The sequence below is a fragment of the Duganella sp. BJB1802 genome (assembly GCF_013369445.1).
GTDB classification, from domain to species: Bacteria; Pseudomonadota; Gammaproteobacteria; order Burkholderiales; family Burkholderiaceae_D; genus Rugamonas; species Rugamonas vulcania_A.
In genome coordinates this window covers 52,414-72,194 of sequence record NZ_JABWEF010000020.1, presented here as the reverse complement: position 1 = coordinate 72,194, position 19,781 = coordinate 52,414, and the positions used below count along the sequence as shown (strand labels likewise).

At 64.4% G+C, this 19,781-nt stretch carries 22 protein-coding genes; 6 read left to right on the top strand and 16 right to left on the bottom strand.

The annotated features are described in order from the left end of the window. Window positions 1-137: 137 nt before the first annotated feature. Complete coding sequence (gene clpA / locus HUX88_RS26140) at window positions 138-2,444, bottom strand: ATP-dependent Clp protease ATP-binding subunit ClpA (protein WP_176363655.1); 2,307 nt, start codon at window positions 2,442-2,444, stop codon at window positions 138-140. Beyond that, complete coding sequence (gene clpS, locus HUX88_RS26135) at window positions 2,441-2,743, bottom strand: ATP-dependent Clp protease adapter ClpS (protein WP_090315375.1); 303 nt, start codon at window positions 2,741-2,743, stop codon at window positions 2,441-2,443. The genes clpA and clpS overlap by 4 nt, the downstream gene beginning before the upstream one ends. Before the next feature lie 324 nt (window positions 2,744-3,067). On the opposite strand from clpS, the gene HUX88_RS26130 reads away from it, so the two are divergent. The 3 genes from HUX88_RS26130 to HUX88_RS26120 all read left to right on the top strand — a co-directional run bounded on the left by HUX88_RS26130 (window position 3,068) and on the right by HUX88_RS26120 (window position 4,146). Beyond that, a complete protein-coding gene (locus tag HUX88_RS26130; RefSeq protein WP_008446468.1) occupies window positions 3,068-3,271 on the top strand; it encodes a cold-shock protein in 204 nt (67 codons plus the stop codon). A gap of 211 nt (window positions 3,272-3,482) precedes the next feature. After that, window positions 3,483-3,890 (top strand): glutaredoxin family protein, encoded by a 408-nt coding sequence (locus HUX88_RS26125; RefSeq protein WP_176363654.1) that lies wholly within the window; start codon window positions 3,483-3,485, stop codon window positions 3,888-3,890. An 82-nt stretch (window positions 3,891-3,972) separates the two neighbouring features. Continuing rightward, a complete protein-coding gene (locus tag HUX88_RS26120) occupies window positions 3,973-4,146 on the top strand; it encodes a hypothetical protein (protein ID WP_158568943.1) in 174 nt (57 codons plus the stop codon). A gap of 45 nt (window positions 4,147-4,191) precedes the next feature. Here HUX88_RS26120 and chrA read toward each other — a convergent pair whose 3' ends face one another. Together chrA and icd are read right to left on the bottom strand one after the other, a co-directional pair. Further along, window positions 4,192-5,535, bottom strand: a complete 1,344-nt coding sequence (chrA, locus tag HUX88_RS26115; protein WP_176363653.1) for a chromate efflux transporter — start codon at window positions 5,533-5,535, stop codon at window positions 4,192-4,194. Between the two features lie 68 nt (window positions 5,536-5,603). After that, window positions 5,604-6,857, bottom strand: coding sequence for an NADP-dependent isocitrate dehydrogenase (gene icd / locus HUX88_RS26110; protein WP_117014627.1), 1,254 nt, complete (start codon window positions 6,855-6,857; stop codon window positions 5,604-5,606). Between the two features lie 161 nt (window positions 6,858-7,018). Between icd and HUX88_RS26105 the strand changes: the two genes are divergently transcribed. Both HUX88_RS26105 and HUX88_RS26100 read left to right on the top strand, forming a co-directional pair. Then, entirely contained in the window at window positions 7,019-7,579 is a 561-nt protein-coding gene (locus tag HUX88_RS26105) for a pseudouridine synthase (protein ID WP_161091591.1), read from the top strand. A gap of 141 nt (window positions 7,580-7,720) precedes the next feature. Continuing rightward, window positions 7,721-7,945, top strand: coding sequence for a hypothetical protein (locus HUX88_RS26100; RefSeq protein ID WP_158568941.1), 225 nt, complete (start codon window positions 7,721-7,723; stop codon window positions 7,943-7,945). Between the two features lie 115 nt (window positions 7,946-8,060). Here the strand turns inward: HUX88_RS26100 and rpsT are convergent, their stop codons facing one another. Continuing rightward, window positions 8,061-8,327, bottom strand: a complete 267-nt coding sequence (rpsT, locus tag HUX88_RS26095) for a 30S ribosomal protein S20 (protein ID WP_008446456.1) — start codon at window positions 8,325-8,327, stop codon at window positions 8,061-8,063. A 191-nt stretch (window positions 8,328-8,518) separates the two neighbouring features. Between rpsT and murJ the strand changes: the two genes are divergently transcribed. Beyond that, window positions 8,519-10,069, top strand: a complete 1,551-nt coding sequence (gene murJ, locus HUX88_RS26090; RefSeq protein ID WP_176363652.1) for a murein biosynthesis integral membrane protein MurJ — start codon at window positions 8,519-8,521, stop codon at window positions 10,067-10,069. A 64-nt stretch (window positions 10,070-10,133) separates the two neighbouring features. Here murJ and HUX88_RS26085 read toward each other — a convergent pair whose 3' ends face one another. The 11 genes from HUX88_RS26085 to HUX88_RS26035 form a co-directional block, all read right to left on the bottom strand. After that, entirely contained in the window at window positions 10,134-10,625 is a 492-nt protein-coding gene (locus tag HUX88_RS26085) for an FxDxF family PEP-CTERM protein (protein WP_117014631.1), read from the bottom strand. A 241-nt stretch (window positions 10,626-10,866) separates the two neighbouring features. Further along, the gene (locus tag HUX88_RS26080; RefSeq protein WP_176363651.1) at window positions 10,867-11,541 is read right to left on the bottom strand and encodes a type II secretion system protein; all 675 of its coding nucleotides are present in this window, start codon (window positions 11,539-11,541) and stop codon (window positions 10,867-10,869) included. Next, complete coding sequence (locus tag HUX88_RS26075; RefSeq protein ID WP_176363650.1) at window positions 11,541-11,921, bottom strand: type II secretion system protein; 381 nt, start codon at window positions 11,919-11,921, stop codon at window positions 11,541-11,543. The genes HUX88_RS26080 and HUX88_RS26075 overlap by 1 nt, the downstream gene beginning before the upstream one ends. Next, entirely contained in the window at window positions 11,915-12,388 is a 474-nt protein-coding gene (locus tag HUX88_RS26070) for a type II secretion system protein (RefSeq protein ID WP_176363649.1), read from the bottom strand. The genes HUX88_RS26075 and HUX88_RS26070 overlap by 7 nt, the downstream gene beginning before the upstream one ends. 7 nt (window positions 12,389-12,395) lie before the next feature. Further along, window positions 12,396-14,375, bottom strand: coding sequence for a secretin N-terminal domain-containing protein (locus HUX88_RS26065; protein ID WP_176363648.1), 1,980 nt, complete (start codon window positions 14,373-14,375; stop codon window positions 12,396-12,398). Next, window positions 14,375-14,923 (bottom strand): hypothetical protein, encoded by a 549-nt coding sequence (locus HUX88_RS26060; RefSeq protein ID WP_176363647.1) that lies wholly within the window; start codon window positions 14,921-14,923, stop codon window positions 14,375-14,377. The genes HUX88_RS26065 and HUX88_RS26060 overlap by 1 nt, the downstream gene beginning before the upstream one ends. Continuing rightward, complete coding sequence (locus tag HUX88_RS26055) at window positions 14,920-15,483, bottom strand: hypothetical protein (protein ID WP_229219557.1); 564 nt, start codon at window positions 15,481-15,483, stop codon at window positions 14,920-14,922. Before HUX88_RS26055 ends, HUX88_RS26060 begins: the two co-directional genes overlap by 4 nt. Then, complete coding sequence (locus HUX88_RS26050) at window positions 15,468-16,013, bottom strand: PilN domain-containing protein (protein WP_176363646.1); 546 nt, start codon at window positions 16,011-16,013, stop codon at window positions 15,468-15,470. Before HUX88_RS26050 ends, HUX88_RS26055 begins: the two co-directional genes overlap by 16 nt. Beyond that, a complete protein-coding gene (locus HUX88_RS26045) occupies window positions 16,010-16,852 on the bottom strand; it encodes a hypothetical protein (protein ID WP_176363645.1) in 843 nt (280 codons plus the stop codon). The genes HUX88_RS26050 and HUX88_RS26045 overlap by 4 nt, the downstream gene beginning before the upstream one ends. After that, window positions 16,845-18,560, bottom strand: a complete 1,716-nt coding sequence (locus HUX88_RS26040) for a GspE/PulE family protein (protein WP_176363644.1) — start codon at window positions 18,558-18,560, stop codon at window positions 16,845-16,847. Before HUX88_RS26040 ends, HUX88_RS26045 begins: the two co-directional genes overlap by 8 nt. Then, a complete protein-coding gene (locus HUX88_RS26035; RefSeq protein ID WP_117014641.1) occupies window positions 18,557-19,753 on the bottom strand; it encodes a type II secretion system F family protein in 1,197 nt (398 codons plus the stop codon). Before HUX88_RS26035 ends, HUX88_RS26040 begins: the two co-directional genes overlap by 4 nt. Between the last annotated feature and the right edge of the window lie 28 nt (window positions 19,754-19,781).

The window sequence follows — 19,781 nt, the reverse complement described above, 5'->3', positions numbered from 1 at the left end:
GGAACGGCAATTCTGGCACAGCTTTGTGTAAAGAGAATAACGTTTCTTTCACCCCGTATGCTTTTTGCGATATGGCAATGGACGTAAAAAAACCCGCGCCACTTGCGTGGGCGGGTTTCTTGTCGAGCCTGGGCGGCTTATTCGACTTCGACGGTCTCCGGCGGGAGCGTCGGCGCGGCGTCCGGCGGTTCCGGGAACTCCAGCTTGACCAGGTCCTTGTCGTCCAGGTCGACCGTCACGCGGCCACCGGTGACCAGGCGGCCGAACAGCAACTCGTCGGCCAGCGCCTTGCGGATCATGTCCTGGATCAGGCGCGCCATCGGGCGAGCGCCCATCAGCGGATCGAAGCCCTTCTTCGCCAGGAACTTGCGCAGCTTCTCGCTGAAGATCGCTTCGACTTTCTTCTCGTGCAGCTGCTCTTCCAGCTGCATCAGGAACTTGTCGACCACGCGCAGGATGATTTCCTCGTCCAGTGCGCGGAAGCTGATGGTGGCGTCGATACGGTTGCGGAACTCCGGCGTGAACATGCGCTTGATGTCGGCCATCTCGTCGCCTGCCTGCTTGGAATTCGTGAAGCCGATCGAGGTCTTCTGCAAGCTCTCGGCGCCCGCGTTGGTGGTCATGATGATGATCACGTTGCGGAAGTCGGCCTTGCGTCCGTTGTTGTCGGTCAGCGTGCCGTGGTCCATCACCTGCAGCAGGATGTTGAAAATGTCCGGATGGGCTTTTTCAATCTCGTCCAGCAGCAGCACCGCGTGCGGCTTCTTGGTGATGGCTTCGGTCAACAGGCCGCCCTGGTCGAAACCGACGTAGCCCGGCGGCGCGCCGATCAGGCGCGACACGGCGTGGCGCTCCATGTACTCGGACATGTCGAAGCGGATCAGCTCGATGCCGAGGATGAAGGCCAGCTGCTTGGCCACCTCGGTCTTGCCGACGCCGGTCGGACCGGAGAACAGGAAGGAGCCGATCGGCTTGTCGGTCTTGCCCAGGCCGGCGCGCGCCATCTTGATCGCCGAGGCCAGCGCTTCGATCGCGGGATCCTGGCCGAACACCACGTTGCGCAGGTCGCGGTCGATGGTCTGCAGCTTGCTGCGGTCGTCCTGGTTGACGGTCTGCGGCGGGATGCGCGCGATCTTGGCGATGATGTCCTCGATCTCGGTCTTGCCGATGGTTTTCTTCTGCTTCGACTTCGGCAGGATGCGTTGTGCCGCACCGGCTTCGTCGATGACGTCGATGGCCTTGTCCGGCAGGTGGCGGTCGTTGATGAAGCGCGCAGCCAGTTCGGCGGCGGTCGACAGCGCCGACGACGAGTATTTCACGCCGTGGTGTTCCTCGAAGCGCGACTTGAGGCCGCGCAGGATCTGCACGGTTTGCTCGACGGTCGGCTCGTTGACGTCCACTTTCTGGAAGCGGCGGCTCAGGGCGTGGTCTTTTTCAAACACGCCGCGGAACTCGGTGTAGGTGGTCGCGCCGACGCACTTCAGCTGGCCGTTGGCCAGGGCTGGCTTGAGCAGGTTGGACGCGTCCAGCGTGCCGCCCGAGGCCGAGCCGGCACCGATGATGGTGTGGATCTCGTCGATGAACAGGATGCCGTTCGGATTGTCCTTCAACTGCTTCAAAACGGCCTTCAGGCGCTGTTCGAAGTCGCCACGGTACTTGGTGCCGGCCAGCAGCGCGCCCATGTCCAGCGAGTAGACAACGGCGTTCTGCAGGATTTCCGGCACGTCGTTCTGGGTGATGCGGTAGGCCAGGCCTTCGGCGATGGCGGTCTTGCCCACGCCGGCTTCGCCCACCAGCAGCGGATTGTTCTTGCGGCGGCGGCACAGAATCTGGATCACGCGGTCGACCTCGTCCTCGCGGCCGATCAGCGGATCGATCTTGCCTTCGGCGGCGGCCTTGTTCAGGTTTTGCGTGAACTGGTCGAGCGGCGACTCCTTGGTCTGGCCTTCGCCGCCAGGTGCGCCCTCCTCCACGCCTTCCGAAGCCTTGGCGGCATCGGACTGCTGGTCCTTGCGCACGCCGTGCGAAATGAAGTTGACCACGTCCAGGCGCGTCACGCCCTGCTGGTGCAGGTAGTAGACCGCGTGCGAATCCTTCTCGCCGAAGATCGCCACCAGCACGTTGGCGCCGGTGACTTCCTTCTTGCCGTTGGACGCCGACTGCACGTGCATGATGGCGCGCTGGATCACGCGCTGGAAGCCGAGCGTAGGCTGCGTGTCCACTTCGCCCGTGCCGGGCACGGTCGGCGTGTTGTCGCCGATGAAGTTGGTCAGCGTTTTGCGCAGGTCTTCAATGTTGACGGCGCAAGCGCGCAACACTTCGGCAGCCGAAGGATTGTCAAGCAGGGCCAGCAGCAAGTGCTCCACCGTGATGAATTCGTGCCGTGCCTGCCGAGCTTCGACAAACGCCATGTGCAAACTTACTTCTAATTCCTGCGCAATCATACTTCCTCCATCACACATTGCAGGGGATGCCCCGCCTTGCGTGCATGCGTTAAAACGAACTCCACTTTGGTACAGGCTATATCTTTTGAGAACACGCCGCACACTCCTTTGCCGTAGCGATGAACACTGAGCATTATCTGCGTGGCCGTTTCACGGTCTTTGTTGAAATACTCCTGGATGATGGCCACGACGAATTCCATCGGGGTGTAGTCATCATTGAGCAACGCCACCTGGTACAGAGGTGGCGGCTTCAGCGCTTGCCGCTCCAAAAGGGTTTCGGTGTCATGCTTGGTTGCCATACGCTTATATTCTAATGCTTTCGGGGTTGATGCAATGGGCATTTCACACTGCCCATCCAATTGTTTTCCATCTTACGCGTTTTCTGAACTTGACGCAGATGGCGACCCATTAGCCAAAATCAAGAGTTGCTTTTTCGCCAATTGAGTTAAAAGTAGCAAAATGCATACAAATCTGCTTGACTTTAGAATTTGGTCCGCTAACAATGCGTTATCGACTGCGTGCAGAAATGTACAAGGTGATAAGAAGTGAGGCGTGAGGAGGGGGCAAGAAGCTTCTTGCTTTTATGGCTCGTGTGATCCGTTTTAATTTTGAAAGTTCTTTTTATGGCAACAGGTACAGTTAAGTGGTTCAATGATTCCAAAGGTTTTGGCTTCATCACTCCAGATGACGGCGGCGAGGATTTGTTCGCTCACTTCTCCGCAATCAACATGAACGGTTTCAAGACCCTCAAAGAAGGTCAAAAAGTTCAATTCGAAGTCACGCAAGGCCCTAAAGGCAAGCAAGCTTCCAACATCCAGTCCGCTTAATTCTTTAAGCAACAGATGTGAAAAACCTCGCCCTGCGGGGTTTTTTTTCGTCCCTACCTTCCGGCAAGTGTTGCAGAACCCCGACACCCGCGCCGCCGCGTGACAATTGAATAGAATCGTCCAAGTTGAAGAATGCATAATCTTATTCGTTAAGGTAATAGTGTCTATCGGGCACTATCCGCGTCGCCGTCCGTCTCTTACCAAGGGTCGCATGAATAACGTACACCTCAAGAAGATCAAAACCGGCCTGGCCTATGCCGCCATCCTCGCGCTGGGCCTGGGTGTGGGCCGCGTGGCCTCCAAGGTGCCTCAATGGATGGCGCCGTCCTACGTCGAGGGCAACTACCAGGCCTACTATCCCGACGCCTCCACCAGGGTGGTGGTGTACGGCACCAAGAGCTGCCCCTACTGCGCCCAGACACGCGCCTACCTGAACGGGCACCACATCCCCTACGCCGATATCGACATCAACCAAGGCGGCAAGGGCCAGCAGGACTACCAGAGCTTCGGCGAGACCTCCGTGCCGGTGATCCTGATCGGCAACCGCCGCATCACCGGCTACAAGGTGCCTGTCATCGAAGCCGCGCTCGCGCAACTGAAGCCAGCGGCCGGCGGCTGAGCGTCACCCGATTCGGGGACCGTGTGCGTGGACAACACGGTTGCAGGCATCATCCACGTCCAGCCAATTGGGAGAGAGCTACATGAATAAGAAATTGAAGCTGTTTTTGTTTGCAATCGGTATCGGCGCGGCATCGGCGCCTGTCATGGCCAGCTGCACCTACTACTGCGTTGTCGCATATAAGGCCTGCCTGAATTCCGGCGAGCCCGCCGCCGATTGCATCGCCGAACGCGACGCCTGCGAAGAATCCTGCTAGGCTGGCCTGCATTGACGGGCCGGCGCCGACGGCGCCGCCCGTCAATCAGAGCGCCGGCACCAGCAGCTTGAACAGCAAGCCCGCCACCGCGCACGCGGCGATCACACGTGGCACCTTTTGCCGGTAGCGCAGCAAGGCCACAGCAGCCCCCACCCCGATCAATGCCGCCGCCCAGTCGGGCGCGCCGCCGAAGCCCGCCGGCCACAGTACGTGGTACGCAAAGAACAACGCCAGGTTCAGGATCACGCCGACCACCGCCGCCGTGATGCCGGTCAGTGGCGCGGTGAAGCTGATGTCGTCGCGCGTGGCCTCGACCAGCGGACCGCCGGCCAGGATGAACACGAACGACGGCAGGAAGGTGAACCACGTCACCAGCACCGCCGCCACCGCGCCCGCCAGCGGCAACAGCGCCGCGCCGAACGGCGCCTGGGCATAGCCGCCCACAAAGCCCACGAACGCCACCACCATGATCAGCGGCCCGGGCGTGGTTTCGCCCAGGGCCAGGCCGTCTATCATTTGGGGCGCGCTCAGCCAGCCGTATTGCACGACCGCGCCCTGGTACACATACGGCAGCACCGCGTAGGCACCACCGAAGGTCAGCATGGCGGCCTTGGTGAAGAACCACGCCATCTGCGTGTAGGTGTGCTGCCAGCCCACCGTGGCCAACAACAGCGCCATCGGCGCCAGCCACAGCAGCGCGCCGCAGCCGGCCACCAGCGCCAGCCTGCTCCAGCGGAATTGCGCGTGCGGCGGCGGCGCCGTGTCGTCGTCGATGACGGCCGCGCCGTACGAGGCCTGGGCCGCGCCATGGCCGCCGCCGGCCGTGAACGCCTGCGGCAGGAAACGGCCGCCCGCATAACCGGCCAGCGCGGCGCCGGCGACGATCAGCGGGAACGGCAGCTGCAGCGCGAAGATCGCCACGAAGGCGGCGCCGGCGATGCCCCACAGCCAGCCGTTGCGCAGGGCGCGCGTGCCGATGCGGTGCGCGGCCTGCAGCACGATCGCGGTCACGGCCGGCTTGATGCCATAGAACAGCCCCGCCACCAGCGGCTGCTGGCCGAACGCCATGTACAGCCACGACAGCAGCACCAGCAACAGCAGCGACGGCAGCACGAACAGGCCGCCGGCGATGATGCCGCCGCGCGTGCGGTGCAGCAGCCAGCCGATGTAGGTGGCCAGCTGTTGCGCCTCGGGGCCGGGCAGCAGCATGCAGTAATTGAGCGCGTGCAGGAAGCGGCGCTCGGAGATCCAGCGCCGGCGCTCGACCAGCTCCTGATGCATGATGGCGATCTGCCCGGCAGGCCCGCCAAAGCTGATACAGCCGAGCTTGAGCCAGAATCGGAAGGCTTGCCACAGGGTCGGCGCCGGCGGCGCGGTGGTGGGCGTCATCGTGGTTCCCCTCAAAAAAAAGCCCCACTCCATTGCAGGAACGGGGCTGTTGCGCGGCGGTGGCTGGCTTACATCTGTTCGATCATCACGTCGCCGAAGCCGGAGCACGAGACCTGGGTCGCGCCCTCCATCAGGCGGGCGAAGTCGTAGGTGACCTTCTTCGAATCGATGGCCTTTTCCATCGACTTGATGATCAGGTCGGCCGCCTCAACCCAGCCCATGTGGCGCAGCATCATTTCGGCGGACAGGATCAGCGAGCCAGGGTTCACGTAGTCCTTGCCGGCGTACTTCGGCGCGGTGCCGTGGGTGGCTTCGAACATCGCGACCGAATCCGACATGTTGGCGCCCGGCGCGATGCCGATGCCGCCCACCTGGGCCGCCAGCGCGTCCGAGATGTAGTCGCCGTTCAGGTTCAGGGTGGCGATCACGCTGTACTCGATCGGGCGCAGCAGGATCTGCTGCAGGAAGGCGTCGGCGATCGAATCCTTGATGATGATGTCGCGGCCGGTCTTCGGGTTCTTGAACTTGCACCACGGGCCGCCGTCGATCAGCTCGGCGCCGAATTCCTTTTGCGCCAGCTCGTAGGCCCAATCGCGGAAGCCACCCTCGGTGTACTTCATGATGTTGCCCTTGTGGACGATGGTCACCGACGGCTTGTCGTTGTCGATGGCGTACTGGATCGCCTTGCGCACCAGGCGCTGCGTGCCTTCGATCGACACCGGCTTGATGCCCAGGCCGGAGGTGGCCGGGAAGCGGATCTTGGTGACGCCCATTTCCTTGATCAGGAAGTCCATCAGCTTCTTGGCGCCTTCCGAGCCCTGCTGGTACTCGATGCCGGCGTAGATGTCTTCCGAGTTCTCGCGGAAGATGACCATGTCGGTCTTCTCCGGTTCCTTGACCGGCGACGGCACGCCGGTGAAGTAGCGCACCGGGCGCAGGCAGACGTACAGGTCCAGCTGCTGGCGCAGCGCCACGTTGAGCGAGCGGATGCCGCCGCCGACCGGGGTGGTCAGCGGGCCCTTGATCGAGACCACGTAATCCTTCAGCACCTGCAGGGTCTCCTCCGGCAGCCACACGTCCGGGCCGTACACGGTGGTCGATTTTTCGCCGGCGAAGATCTCCATCCAGCTGATCTTGCGCTTGCCGCCGTAGGACTTGGCCACCGCCGCGTCGATCACCTTGATCATCACCGGGCTGATGTCCACGCCGGTGCCATCGCCCTCGATGTAGGGAATGATCGGGTTATCTGGTACATTCAGGGAAAAATCGGCGTTGACGGTGATTTTCTGGCCGTCGGCAGGTACTTTGATATGCTGATACATCGTGTTCTCCGAAGTGGACGCTCGGCGGGCAGCGGGCTGCTCCCGCCAAGTCTTCTATAAGACATAAGACAGGTGTGTGGCATTATGCACCAGTATTTTCACAGGCGCCATGGTTTTCATTACAACCTTCAAGCCTACACCAAAATCATCCGAAGAGAAGTATGTCACTCATTCTATTTAACAAACCTTTCCAGGTGCTGTGCCAGTTCTCCCCGCAGGACGGCCGCGCCACGCTGGCCGACCACCTGAAGATCCCCAACATCTACCCCGCCGGCCGGCTCGACGCCGACAGCGAGGGCTTGATGCTGCTCACCGACGACGGCAAGCTGCAGCACACCATCGCCCATCCCGACCACAAGGAAGCCAAGGTCTACTTGGTGCAGGTGGACGGCGTGCCGGACGCGGCCAGCCTGGCCCGGCTGCAGGCGCCGCTGGACCTGGGCGACTTCGTCACCAAGCCGTGCAAGGCGGTGCGGATCGCCGAGCCGGAGTGGCTGTGGCCGCGCAATCCGCCGATCCGCAGCCGCGCCGAACACCCGACCAGCTGGCTGGCGATCACGCTTCAGGAAGGAAAAAACCGCCAGGTGCGGCGCATGACGGCGGCGGTCGGCCTGCCGACGCTGCGGCTGGTGCGCAGCGCCATCGGCGCCATCTCGCTGGCGACCCACCCGCTGATGCCGGGCGAGTGGATGGAAGTGTCGGCCAAGGACCTGGCCGGCTAGATTGATGCGTTGCAGCACATAAAATTCTGTTTTTCGAGCATTTTTGTGTCAACTGGAAATTTTGGGCGGCGTTAATGAGATAGATTCATATGAATCTTCGTTTTTTTTAGCTGGTTCAATCAACTGCCAAAGGAACTCATCATGTCCAAGATCATCGCTGCCCTGGTTGCCTCCCTGTTTGCTGCTTCCGCTTTCGCCGCCGCTCCGTCGGCTTCGGCATCCGCCTCGGCCGCTGCTTCGGCCCCGATGGCATCGGCCCCTTCCGCATCGGCCTCCGCCTCCGCATCGGCACCAAAAGCTAAGAAAGCCAAGCACAAGAAAGCCTCCGCATCGGCAGAAGCTTCCGCCTCGATGCCAGCCAAGTAATCGCTGCCACCCCAGCAAGCCGGCCCCGGGCCGGCTTTTTTACGTCCACGCACGCGAAAAAACCCGCACTGGCCGAAGCCAGGCGGGTTCTTGCTTTAAATCCCAGCGAGGGGAATTAAGCGGACAGTGCCTTCAGGGCAGCTGCCAGACGGCTCTTATGACGAGCTGCCTTGTTTTTGTGGATGATCTTCTTGTCCGCGATGCTGTCGATGGTCGACACGGACGATTGGAAGATTGCCGTCGCAGCAGCTTTGTCGCCGCCTTGGATCGCTTTGCGAACTGCCTTGATAGCGGTGCGCAGGGTCGAACGCTGGGACGAGTTGTGAGCGTTTTGCTTAACTGCTTGACGAGCGCGTTTGCGCGCTTGTGCGGTATTTGCCATGGAATTTCCTAAAACAGGGTAAAGGTGCGTTTGCAAACATTATTGTTTGCCAAACAGGTGCGTTCAGTGCGTCTGCCGAACCATGTGAGTCAAACTACTGCCTGCCAAACATTAGTGTCTGCGTAACAGAATTCTGTACAGCCTGCGATTATAGCGATGTTTTCTGTCAGGAGCAACTATAATCACGTCCCATGAACTTGCTTAAAACTCTAGCCGCCATCTCCAGCATGACCATGCTGTCCCGCGTAACCGGATTATTGCGTGAAACCTTGTTTGCCCGGGCCTTCGGCGCCGGCGCCTACACGGACGCTTTCATCGTCGCGTTCCGCATTCCCAACCTGTTGCGCCGCCTGTTCGCCGAGGGGGCCTTCTCCCAGGCGTTTGTGCCGATCTTGTCGGAATACAAGAACCAGCACGGCCAGGAGGCCAGCAAGACGCTGGCCGACCATGTGGCCAACACCCTGGTGTGGTCCACGCTGTTCGTCAGCGCGCTCGGCATCATCGGCGCGCCGTTGTTTGTTTACCTCATCGCCACCGGCCTGGACAAGCAACCGGGCGCCTTCGACGCCGCCGTCTGGATGACGCGGCTGATGTTCCCTTATATTAGCTTCATGGCCTTCGTGGCGCTGGCCGGCGGCATCTTGAACACCTGGCGCCAGTTCAAGATCCCGGCTTTCACGCCGGTGCTGCTGAACCTGTCCTTCATCGCCGCCTCGCTGTTCCTGCAATCGCACCTGGAGCAGCCGATCTACGCGATGGCCATCGCCGTGTTCGTCGGCGGCATCCTGCAGGTGGCGATCCAGGTGCCGGCGCTGATCAAGATCGGCATGCTGCCCAGCCTGTCGTGGAATCCGGCGGCCGGCCTCGGCGATCCGGGCGTGCGCCGCGTGCTGAAAAAGATGGGACCGGCCGTGTTCGCCGTGTCGGCCGCGCAGATCAGCCTGATGATCAACACCAGCATCGCCTCGCGCCTGGCCGAGGGCAGCATTTCCTGGCTGTCCTATGCCGACCGCCTGATGGAGTTCCCGACCGCGCTGCTGGGCGTGGCGCTGGGCACGATCCTGCTGCCCAGCCTGTCGAAGGCGCAGTCGGACGGCGATCCGCAGGAATATTCCGACCTGCTGGACTGGGGCCTGCGCCTGACCTTCCTGCTGGCGCTGCCGGCGGCGGTGGGCATGGCCGCGCTGGCCAAGCCGCTGATCGCCACCCTCTTCCACTACGGCAAATTCACCGACGAGGCGGCCACGCAGTCGTCCTATCCGCTGATCGCCTACAGCGCCGGGCTGCTGGGCATCATCCTGGTCAAGACGCTGGCGCCGGCGTTTTACGCGCGCCAGGACATCCGCACGCCGGTCAAGATCGCCACCGGCGTGCTGGTGGCGACCCAGTTGATGAACTGGATATTCGTGCCGTATCTGAAGGTGTCGGGCCTGGCGCTGTCGATCGGACTGGGCGCTTGCATCAACGCCAGCTTCCTGTACGCGGGTTTGCGCAAGCGCGGAATTTACCGGCCCAAGCCGGGCTGGACGATGTTCTGCGCCAAACTGGCCGTGGCCTGCGTGCTGATGGGCGCGGCCGCGTGGTTCGGCGGACAGCAGGTGGACTGGCTGGGCTTGCAGCACCACACGCTGCTGCGGATCGGCGCGCTGATGTTGCTGATCGGTGTGTGTGGGGCTGTGTACTTCGCGGCGCTGTTCGCCATGGGCTTCCGGCTGCGGGATATCAAGCGCACCGCGCGATGACCTCAAAATGCCGGACGTAAAAAAACCCGCCGAAGCGGGTTTTTTTACATTCAGCGGCTAGAACTTAAGCTGCTTTTTTTGCTTTGCGACGAGCAACAACGCCCATCAGTGCCAGGCCGCCCAGCAGCATGCCGTAGGTTTCTGGTTCTGGTACGGCGGTCACGGTGATCGAACCGTTGTAGAACGCCGACGAGGCGCTGGTTGGCGTGCCGTTCAGGGTCAGGGTGAACGGCGAGTTGGTGCCAATGTTGAACGAACCCAGGCTAGCGAACGAGCTGCCGAAGATGAACACAGGGGACTGGCCGTTCAGGCTGGCGGATTGGATGTTCACGTTGGTCGCGCTGTAGTTCAGCAGAACGTTGTAGCTGCCAGCTGCCAGACCGGTGAAGGTCAGGACGTCGGAACCGCCGGACAGCAGGCCATCGCCTGGCAGCGACAGACCGGAGAAGCCCGTGGCAACGCCCAGGGTCACAGGGATGTTCAGTTGATCAGCAGCAAATGCGCTAACCGAAGCGGCAGCCAGCAGAGCGCCAGCAACGAAAGATTTCAATTTCATGTGATTTCCTTAATCAAACGAATTGTGGCTGCGCTTTCGCCAACCACCGAATAGTTAATAGGAGTACTTCGGGAAGAATCATAACATAAGAATATTAATTCCAATTGTTATTTTTCCACTTTTAGTTTCCTTTAAATAACTTTTCCCATGTTATGAAAATATCAGGGTAAATGTCGGGGGGTAAACTTAAAAACTGTGACAATTCGATAGAAAATTTTTTAAGAATGTGGCTTCCAAGCCGCTATTCCTGTGGCTTTTCGTGCGTTTCGGGGACGGGCGGCTCGGCCGGATCGGGCCGAACTTCCGGCGGCTCCGGCGGGCTGACCGGCGCCTCCACCGGCGGTGGCGGCGGGGCCGGAATCGATGGCGGAGCGGCTTGCTGCTTTCCAGGCGCGGGCGCCGTGACGCGCGGCGACGGCCCCGTCATTTCGGTCGGCACCGCCCCGGCCAAGGCCATGGAAAACTTCCAGTCGGAAATATGCGCCTTGCCTTCAAAACCAGTGTAGCGGGCCGGGAAATTCCCCACTTTCACAGGCTTGGCGTCGGACAGGCTGTAGACCGCCAGCACGCCGACCTTGTCGCCGAGATACAGGATGCCCCACTCGGCCTTGCCGGTCATCGGATCGACAAACAGTTTGCGCAGGTGCCGGCGGGTGCCGGGAAAGCGCGGATCCTTCAGCAGCTCCTTCAGCGACGGCGGCTGCGGCGGCATGCCGGCCGGCGTGGCGTCGGCGTAGCTTTTCAGGGCGTCGCTGAACGCAGCGCCGATATCGAGCAACTCCATCTCCGCCCGGCTGCGCTGCACCACCGAACCCAGCTTCAGCGCCGTGGCCGTCACCAGGCCGATGATAGCCAGCAGGATCAACAGGCTCAGGTAGGTGAAGCCGCCGAAGCGGCGCAGGCGCTGCGCCCTCATCACCAGTCGGAGTAAGGCTTGCCGCTGCGGTCGTTGCCGGGCGCGCCGCTCTTGATGTTGTAGACCCCGCCCTTGCCCGTGTCCTCCGGCGGCACGATGATCCACGTGGTGTCGCTGTCGGTGATCGGATCGACCGGCAGCGCGCGCAGGTACTTCTTCTCCACCAGCTGCTCCAGCGAATCGGGATAGCGGCCGGTGTCGCCGTAGTATTGGTCGAGCACCTGCCGCACATTGCGCAGGTTATCGGCCAGCACCACCTCCTTCGACTTGTCGATGCTGGGGAAGTAGCGCGGCACGGCCAGCGTCAGCATCAGCGCGACGATGCCCAGCACCACCAGCAGTTCGATCAGCGTGAATCCTTTGGTCTTCATGGTCACCATTTTCTGTAGGGCACGCCGTTCAGGCCGGTCTTGTCGCTCAGGCTGTAGACGTCGTAGACATCCTCGCCCTCCTTCGGCTGGTCGGCGTCGCTGGCGTAGCTGCGCTTGCCCCAGGTCTGGCCGTCGCCCAGCGCGGCGTCCGGGTTGAACGGATCGCGCGGCACCCGGCGCAGGAAGTAGATCTTGGTGTGCTTGGGGTTCTGCGCGTCCGGCACGCCCTCCACCAACAACTCCAGCGTCTTCGGATAGCCGGTGGCGCCCATCGCCTTGGCGACACGGCCCTGGTCGTAGGCCAGCTTGTAGGCGTCCAGCGCGCCGCGAATCTGGTGCAGCGCCTCGCGCAGCTCCTGCTCCTGGCGGCGCTGCACCACCACTTGGGCGGTCGGCACCACCAGGGCGCTGAGCAGGCCGAGGATGGCCAGCGACACCAGCAGTTCGATCAGCGTGAAGCCACGGACGCGCTTCATCACGCGCCTACTGCTGCACCGGCGGAATCGGCGCCGGCTCCGGTTCAGGCGGCGGCAGCACCGGCTGCGGCTGCTGTCCCTGGCTGGGCGGCAGCGGCGCCGGCTGGCCCTGCGACAGCGGCATCGCCTGCACCGGCGGACGCGGCGGCGAAGGCTGCGCGCCGGCCGGCGGCGGCAAGGCGCCCGGCGACGGCGGCATCGCCACGGCGGGACGCGCGCTCAGGTCCGGGCGGCGGCGGAAACTCGCCTCGGTGCCGGCCGAGAATTCCGACGCCGACGCCTCCGGCCGCTGCACGTTGCGGATCAGGTGCGGCGTGATCGACAGCACGATCTCGGTCTTCTGGTTGTCATCGCGCTTGCTGCCGAACAGGCGGCCGACGATGGGCAGGTCGCCGGCGCCCGGCACGTGGTTGGCGGTGCCGCGCTCCTCGTTGTTGATCAGGCCCGCCAGCACCTGGTTCTCGCCATCCTTCAGCTGCAGCATGGTGGTGGCCTGGCGCGTGCCGATCTGGTAGGCGGTGCCGCCGCTCTTGGTGGTGATGGTGCCGGTCAGGTTGCTCACCTCCAGCTGCACGCGGATCGCCACCTCGTCGTTCAGGTACACCGTGGGTTCGACGTTGAGCGTCAGGCCGACGTCGACGTAGGTCACGTTGTCGCTGGCGAAGCCGCCCACGCCGGACGACACGGTGGTGGTGATCACCGGCAGCTTGTCGCCGATGACGATCTTGGCCTTCTCCTTGTTGCGCACGCGGATGCGCGGATTGGCCAGCAGGTTGGAATCCGTGTCGTTCTTGTTGGCGTTGATGCCGGCCGTGACGCCGGTTACGCCGATGGTGCGCTGGTTCAGGTTATTCAGGTCGCGGATGGTGATGCCGGTGCCGCCCGACGTGGACAGCGGCGTCAGGCCGATGCCGGTCGGCCAGACCACGCCCAGGTCCATCACGCTGCCCTTCTTCACCTCCAGGATCTCCACCTCCAGCATCACCTCCGCTTCCGGCGCGTCCTGCAGGGCCACCAGCTTCTCGGCCAGGCGGATCGCCTCGGGGCTGTCGCGCACGATCAGCAGGTTGAGTTTTTCATCGACCACCACGTCGCGCGATTTGAGGATGGTCTTGAGCGTATTGGCCACCAGCTTGGCCTCGGCGTTCGCCAGGAAGAAGGTCTTGACCGTCATCTCCTGGTATTCCTTCAGCTTGGCCGCCACGTTCGGGTAGATCAGGATGGTGTTCGCGTCCATCACCTGCTGCTCCAGCTGGTTGGTCAGCAGCAGAAAGTAGATCGCCGATTCGACGGTGCTGTTCTTCAGCAGCACGGTGGTGCGCTGGTCGGTCTTGACGTCCTTGTCGAACACGAAGTTCAGGCCGGAGCGGCGCGAGATCACTTCGAACACCTGCTTGAGCGGCGCGTCGCGGAACTCGATCGAGATCGGCTGCTTGTAGGCCTTCGACAGGCCCGGCTCGGCGGCGGGCGGCGCGATCTTTTCGCTCACCTCGGCCAGCATCAGGCGCGCCTTCTCGTTGGCCGGGTTCTCGACCAGCATCGCGTTGAGCTTTTGTTTGGCCAGTTCGTACTCGCCCTTGTTGACGTGCGCGCTGGCGACTGCGAGCAGCTTGGTCTGGCGGGCGTCGCGCTCCAGCGCGCGCAGGCCGGCGCGGGCGCGCTCGTTGAGCGGGTCCAATGCCTGCACGCGGCGGAAGCCCTGCTCCGCCAGGTCCAGCTGGCCCTCGGCCTGCTGGCGCTCGGACTGGTCGAGCAGGCGCAGTGTGGCGCGGTCGCGTTCCAGCAGATAGGCCGAGCGGTACTGCGCGTTGCCCGGATCGGCCCTGACGGCTTCCTGGAACTTGAGCAGGCCGGCCTCGATCTGGTCCTTGGCGATCAGGTCGCGGCCGTCGCGATAGGCCATTTGTCCGGCGCAGCCGCCCAGGGCGATCGCCAGCATGGCAGGCAGCGCGGCGCGGCGGCCCAAATTCTTCAGATGACTAGCCATCAGTCGAGGACTCCAATATTGATCTGTTGTACCTGATTCAAAGGCAGATAGGTGACCGACATCAGCGGCGGCGCGATCTTCTCGACGCGGTAGGTGCCGTCGATGACGGTTTGATTTTTTACGACGTAGGTCTTGTCGCCGCGCGCCAGGTAGACTTCCCAGGCGCCGTCGGCGACGGCCTTGCCCAGCACCGTGAACGGCATCGGCGGCGCCACCGGCGCAGGCGGCGGCGCGTTCGACACGGGCGGCGGCGGTGGCGGCGGCGGATTCCAGTTCTGTCCCTGGAACACGCCCTCGCCCGCCGCGAAGGTGGCCTCGCCGGATTCGCCGACCAGCGTGGCGCGCGGCGTCAGGCGCAGGATCGCCACCTCGGGCTGCGGCTTGCCGTCCTTGCCGGCGCGCGGCGCGGGCGCTTGCACGCTTTGCGCCGTCGTACGGTTGCGCGCCACCGGCTCGGCGATGTCGCCGGACGACGACTTATCGCCAAACAGCACCAGGCCCGCAGCGGCGGCCAGCGCCACGCCCATCGCGATCTGATAAGGCTTCATGGCTCGCCATCCTTCAGGTACAGCGTGAAGCGCAGGCGCGCCTCCACCGTGGTTTCGGCGATGGCTTCGCGGCGGAAGCCGATTTCGTCCAGCGACGCGAACGGCATGTCGCGCAGGCTTTGCATGGCGAACTGCCAGATGGACTGGTACGGCCCCTTCACCGGCAGGATGATCTGGTAGGTGCTGACGCGGCTGGCCTTGTCGTAGCCGGCCTTGTACTCGCCCTGGCTCAGCGTCAGGTTGTTCTTGGCCGCCAGGTCGAACAGCACCTTGACCTGCTGCTCGGCGTAGCGCTTCTCGCCCAGCACCTCGTAGAAACCCGCCAGGTTCTGGTTGGCCGATGGCGGCGGCGGAGCGGTGACGAGCGACGCGGGCGTCGGCAAGGGCCGCGCCATCAACTGCGCCTGCGCCGCGCGTTGCGGCAGCAGCCAGGCCCACGCGGCGGCGGCGGCCACGCACAGCGCGATGGCGATGCAGGCCGGCGCGCCGGCGCGCGTCAACACCAGGCGCGCGCGCAGCGCCAAGGCGGCGAGGTTGACGTTGTTCATCGGGCTACCCATGTGGCCTCCAGCTGGAAGCGCAACGGCCGGTTGGGATCCTGTTCATTGATTTCGTGGCGCGTCAGGACCACGCCGGAGAACAGCTCCTGCTGCTTGAGCTCCGCCACGTAGGCCACCATGTCGTCGCTGGTCTTGGTTTCGGCGGTGATCTTCAGCACCTGCTTGCGCGGATCCGGCTCCATCGCCACCAGCGCCACGCTGCGCGGCGTGGCCGCGGCCACCGCGTCCTGCAGGTCGCGCCACGGCAGGTTCAGTTGCATGATGGCGCCGTTGACGAAGACGGCCTGCCCTTCCGGTATCGCCACCTGCGCCACTTCCACCGGCCGCGCCGAGATGGCCGCCGCGCGCTCGCGCACGTGGCGCAGCTCGTGCTCGCGCAGCCGCTGCTGCTCCACCAGCTTCCAGCCGCCGAACGCGGCGGCCGCGCACAGCAGCAGGCCGGCGCCGCCCAGCGCCAACAGCGCCGGATGCGTGTGGAACAAGGTGCGGCGCAGGCTGCGCGGGGCGAAATCGATACGCATGTTCTTCATGCCGCGCTCCCGCCGCGCGCCATCAGCGCCATGGTCGACAGGCCACCGCTGGACGCTTGCTGCGCCTGGTCCAGCACCGCGCATGCGATATGGGCCGGATTGGCCACCGGCTTGCTCCACGCGGCAGGCGCGGCGCCGCAGACCTGCAGCAGCTCCGGCGCTTCCATGTCCAGCAGCAGCGCCTCGCGCTTGAGCGTCTGGCCCAGCCAGTATTGGTCGGCGCCCTGCCCGGTCGGCATCGGCAGCGTGCGGATGGCGCGAATGCTCTTGCCGTCGGCTTCGATGGCGGCCAATGTCAGCAGGTGGTCGTGTACGAGGCCGAACCACGCGCCGGGTTTCAGTCCGCGCCGCCAGCGGTTGTAGGCGGTGATGAAGTGCGGTTCGATGCCGACGATGTGCAGTTTGAATTCCTCCGCCACCTTGCCCAGCACGGCCAGCAAGGCGCGCGGCACGGCGGCGGCGAAGAACGGCTGGGTGGCGCTCCAGTCGCCCGATATCTGCCAGGCCGACGGCGACTCGCCGTACAACGACTGGAAGCGGAAGCCCGCCGCCGCTTCGATGTCGGCCAGGCGCGCGGCGTCCGGCGGCGGCACGACGCGCCACAGGCGCGTCAGATCGTCGGCCAGCACGATGCTGACCGGCCAGCCGCCGACTTCCTGTTCGCCCAACAGCGCGCGCAGGGCGTTGGCGATGGCGTCGAACGGGTGCTCGCCCGACGGCGCGAACGCATGTTCGGCCAGCACGGTGACCGGATCGCCGCGCCAGCGGCTCACGCGCAGCAGGCTCACGGCAAAGCCGGAGACGCCGATGCGCAGGGATTGTCCTATTGCTCTACGCATGCAAGGTCACTCGTTTGATTTCAGCCAGCGTGGTGCCGCCGCGCTTGACCAGTTCCAGCGCCGCCTGGCGCAGGCTGCGCGTGCCGTTGGCGTAGGCGGCCTGCTTGATCTGGCGGATCGGCCGCTTGTCGACGATCAGCTCGCGGATCTCGTCGTTCAGCGTGAGGATCTCGGCGATCGAACGGCGGCCCTTGTAGCCGGTGCCGCGGCAATCGCCGCAGCCCTTGCCCTGCATGAAGCGGTACTCGTAGACGTCGGCGCGGGCCAGGCCCACGCTGGCCAGCTCGTGGTCGTCCGGCGTGTACTGCGCCGCGCAGTGCGGGCAGTTGATCCGCACCAGGCGCTGCGCCCAGATGCCGTTCAGCGCCGACACGAAGGCATACGGGTCGATGCCCATGTGGGTGAAGCGACCGAACACGTCGAACACGTTGTTGGCGTGGACGGTGGTCAGCACCAGGTGGCCCGTCAGCGCGGACTGCACGGCGATTTCCGCCGTCTCGCGGTCGCGGATCTCGCCGACCATGATCTTGTCCGGGTCGTGGCGCAGGATGGAGCGCAGGCCCTTGGCGAAGGTCAGGCCTTTCTTCTCGTTGACCGGGATCTGCAGGATGCCGGGCAGCTGGTACTCGACCGGGTCCTCGATGGTGATGATTTTTTCGCGGCCGTTGTGGATCTCGGTCAGCGCGGCGTACAGCGTGGTGGTCTTGCCGGAGCCGGTCGGTCCGGTCACCAGCAGCATGCCGTAGGCCTCCTGCGCCAGCACGCGCAGCGTGACCAGCGACGGTGCGTCGAAGCCCAGCGCCTCCAGCGTCAGCGAGCCGTAGGCTTCGATCATGGCGCGCTTGTCGAGGATACGGATCACCGCGTCCTCGCCGTGGATGCTCGGCATGATGGAGACGCGCAGGTCGATCTCGCGCGAGTTGGCCTCCACGCGGAAGCTGCCGTCCTGCGGCACGCGGCGTTCGGCGATGTCCAGCTCCGCCAGCACCTTCAGGCGCGAGATGATCTGCTCGGCCACGTCGATGCCGTTGACCGAGGTGGCGTGATCGAGCACGCCGTCCACGCGGTACTTGACGGCCAGGCCGCCGGCGGTGCTCTCCAGGTGGATGTCGGAGGCGCCGGCCTTCAGCGCGTCGTACAACGTGGAGTTGACCAGGCGGACGGCGGGACTGGCCGCCTCCGACACCGAGGCGAACGACAGCACGGCGGCGGTCTTGCCGTCGCGCCGGCCCTCGCTGGCGCCGGGCAGCAGCGTGTCGGTGGCGCGCGCGGATTCCTCCTGCTTGGACAGGTAGGCCTGGATGTCGGCCTGCAGCGCCAGCCGCGTTTGCAGCGGCGCGTGCGGCGTGGCGCGCGCCTGCGTGCCCAGCCAGGTTTGCAGATCGAGGTCGAAGGGATCGGCGATCACGCCGACCACCAGGCCGTCGTGCCCGCGCAGCAGCACGCAGTGGCGCGCCAGGGCCTGCGACAGCGGCAGCAGGTCGAAGGCCGGCGTGTAGCCCAGCATGTCGACCGTCTCCAGCACCGCCATGCCGAAAGGCTGCGCCAATGCCTGCACCACCAGGCGCGGTTCCATGTCGGTCAGCGCGACCAGTTCCTCGACCAGCGTGCGCTTCGATTGCTGGCGCAGGTGGCGGGCGCGCGCGACCAGCGCGGTGTCGAGCGCCGGCACCACGGCGGCGATGTGCGGGGTGGCCTGGGCCGTCATGACATGTCTCCGGCCAGATCGAAAATCGGCATATACAGCAGCACCACGATGGCGCCGACCACCAGGCCGATCGCGGCCATCAGCAGCGGTTCAAAGGTTCTTGTGAAGCGTTCTATCCAGCGGCTGATTTCGCCGTCGTAGAAGGCCGCGGACTGGGTCAGCATCGGGCCCATGTCGCCGGTGCGCTCGCCCACGCGCAGCATGCGCAGCGAGATCGGCGTGGTCAGGGCGTTGGCCTCGAAGGCGGTCGACAGCGGCAGGCCCGATTCGACGGCGGCGCGCGCGCTCTGCAAATTCTGGCGGATCCCGGCCGAGACCATGCCCTGCACCGTCTCGATCGCGTGCACGATGGTGATGCCGCCCTCGCTGAGCATGCCCAGGGTCAGGTACAGCCGCGACAGTTCGTAGATACGCACCCGCTCGCCGATGCCGGGCAGGCGCGCCAGCAGGCGGGCGAAGCCGCCGTTGCCCATCAGCTGGCGCACGCCCAGCGCCAGCGCGCCCAGCACGGCGGCGATGCCGCCCAACAGCAGCGTGGTGTGGGCGCCGGCGAACTGGCCCCAGTTGAGCATCTGCTGCGACAGCCACGGCAGGTTACGCCCGGCGCCCTGGTAGACCTCGGCGAAGCGCGGCACGACGTAGCCGATCAAAAACAGGCTGACGCCGCCGCCGACCAGCAGCAGGATGCACGGATAGATGGCGGCCGACACCAGCTTGCCGCGCACCAGGTCGATGCGCTGCTGGTAGTCGATGAAGCGGGACAGGGAACGCGGCAGGTCCGAGGTGCCCTCGGCCGCCTTGACGATGCCGATATACAGCGGCGGGAACAGTTCGGGCTGCTCGGCCAGCACGGCGGAGAAGCGCTGGCCCTCGCGCAGGCCGGCCAGCAGGCGCTCGAGCACGCTGCGCGTGACCGGGCTGGTTTCCTTTTCCAGCAACGCCTCCAGGCCTTCGACGATGCCCAGGCCGGCCGTCAGCAGCGCCAGCAGCTCCTGGCTGAACAGCACCAGCGAGAGGCCCTTGCCGCGCGCCTTGCCGCCGCGCAGCCCAAGGCCGCCGCGCGCCGGCGCGATGGCGCTGACGTACAGCCCGCGCGCCTCCACCTGGCGGCGCGCGTCGGCCTCGTCGCGGCCATCGATCACCAGATGGGATATGGCCATATCGGCCGACAAGGTGCGGACATCGAACTGCATGGCGAAAACGGCTTTCCGTGTCGGCGAG

Bases quoted from the DNA above. Each gene is read 5' to 3' on its own strand.
- HUX88_RS26130 (WP_008446468.1), top strand. From the start codon at position 3,068: ATGGCAACAGGTACAGTTAAGTGGTTCAATGATTCCAAAGGTTTTGGC.
- icd (WP_117014627.1), bottom strand. From the start codon at position 6,857: ATGTATCAGCATATCAAAGTACCTGCCGACGGCCAGAAAATCACCGTC.
- HUX88_RS26035 (WP_117014641.1), bottom strand. From the start codon at position 19,753: ATGCAGTTCGATGTCCGCACCTTGTCGGCCGATATGGCCATATCCCAT.
- clpS (WP_090315375.1), bottom strand. From the start codon at position 2,743: ATGGCAACCAAGCATGACACCGAAACCCTTTTGGAGCGGCAAGCGCTG.
- chrA (WP_176363653.1), bottom strand. From the start codon at position 5,535: ATGACGCCCACCACCGCGCCGCCGGCGCCGACCCTGTGGCAAGCCTTC.
- HUX88_RS26085 (WP_117014631.1), bottom strand. From the start codon at position 10,625: ATGAAATTGAAATCTTTCGTTGCTGGCGCTCTGCTGGCTGCCGCTTCG.
- HUX88_RS26050 (WP_176363646.1), bottom strand. From the start codon at position 16,013: ATGAAGAACATGCGTATCGATTTCGCCCCGCGCAGCCTGCGCCGCACC.
- HUX88_RS26040 (WP_176363644.1), bottom strand. From the start codon at position 18,560: ATGACGGCCCAGGCCACCCCGCACATCGCCGCCGTGGTGCCGGCGCTC.
- HUX88_RS26070 (WP_176363649.1), bottom strand. From the start codon at position 12,388: ATGAAGCGCGTCCGTGGCTTCACGCTGATCGAACTGCTGGTGTCGCTG.
- murJ (WP_176363652.1), top strand. From the start codon at position 8,519: ATGAACTTGCTTAAAACTCTAGCCGCCATCTCCAGCATGACCATGCTG.
- HUX88_RS26055 (WP_229219557.1), bottom strand. From the start codon at position 15,483: ATGGGTAGCCCGATGAACAACGTCAACCTCGCCGCCTTGGCGCTGCGC.
- HUX88_RS26120 (WP_158568943.1), top strand. From the start codon at position 3,973: ATGAATAAGAAATTGAAGCTGTTTTTGTTTGCAATCGGTATCGGCGCG.
- HUX88_RS26045 (WP_176363645.1), bottom strand. From the start codon at position 16,852: ATGCGTAGAGCAATAGGACAATCCCTGCGCATCGGCGTCTCCGGCTTT.
- HUX88_RS26065 (WP_176363648.1), bottom strand. From the start codon at position 14,375: ATGGCTAGTCATCTGAAGAATTTGGGCCGCCGCGCCGCGCTGCCTGCC.
- rpsT (WP_008446456.1), bottom strand. From the start codon at position 8,327: ATGGCAAATACCGCACAAGCGCGCAAACGCGCTCGTCAAGCAGTTAAG.
- clpA (WP_176363655.1), bottom strand. From the start codon at position 2,444: ATGATTGCGCAGGAATTAGAAGTAAGTTTGCACATGGCGTTTGTCGAA.
- HUX88_RS26125 (WP_176363654.1), top strand. From the start codon at position 3,483: ATGAATAACGTACACCTCAAGAAGATCAAAACCGGCCTGGCCTATGCC.
- HUX88_RS26080 (WP_176363651.1), bottom strand. From the start codon at position 11,541: ATGAGGGCGCAGCGCCTGCGCCGCTTCGGCGGCTTCACCTACCTGAGC.
- HUX88_RS26075 (WP_176363650.1), bottom strand. From the start codon at position 11,921: ATGGTGACCATGAAGACCAAAGGATTCACGCTGATCGAACTGCTGGTG.
- HUX88_RS26060 (WP_176363647.1), bottom strand. From the start codon at position 14,923: ATGAAGCCTTATCAGATCGCGATGGGCGTGGCGCTGGCCGCCGCTGCG.
- HUX88_RS26105 (WP_161091591.1), top strand. From the start codon at position 7,019: ATGTCACTCATTCTATTTAACAAACCTTTCCAGGTGCTGTGCCAGTTC.
- HUX88_RS26100 (WP_158568941.1), top strand. From the start codon at position 7,721: ATGTCCAAGATCATCGCTGCCCTGGTTGCCTCCCTGTTTGCTGCTTCC.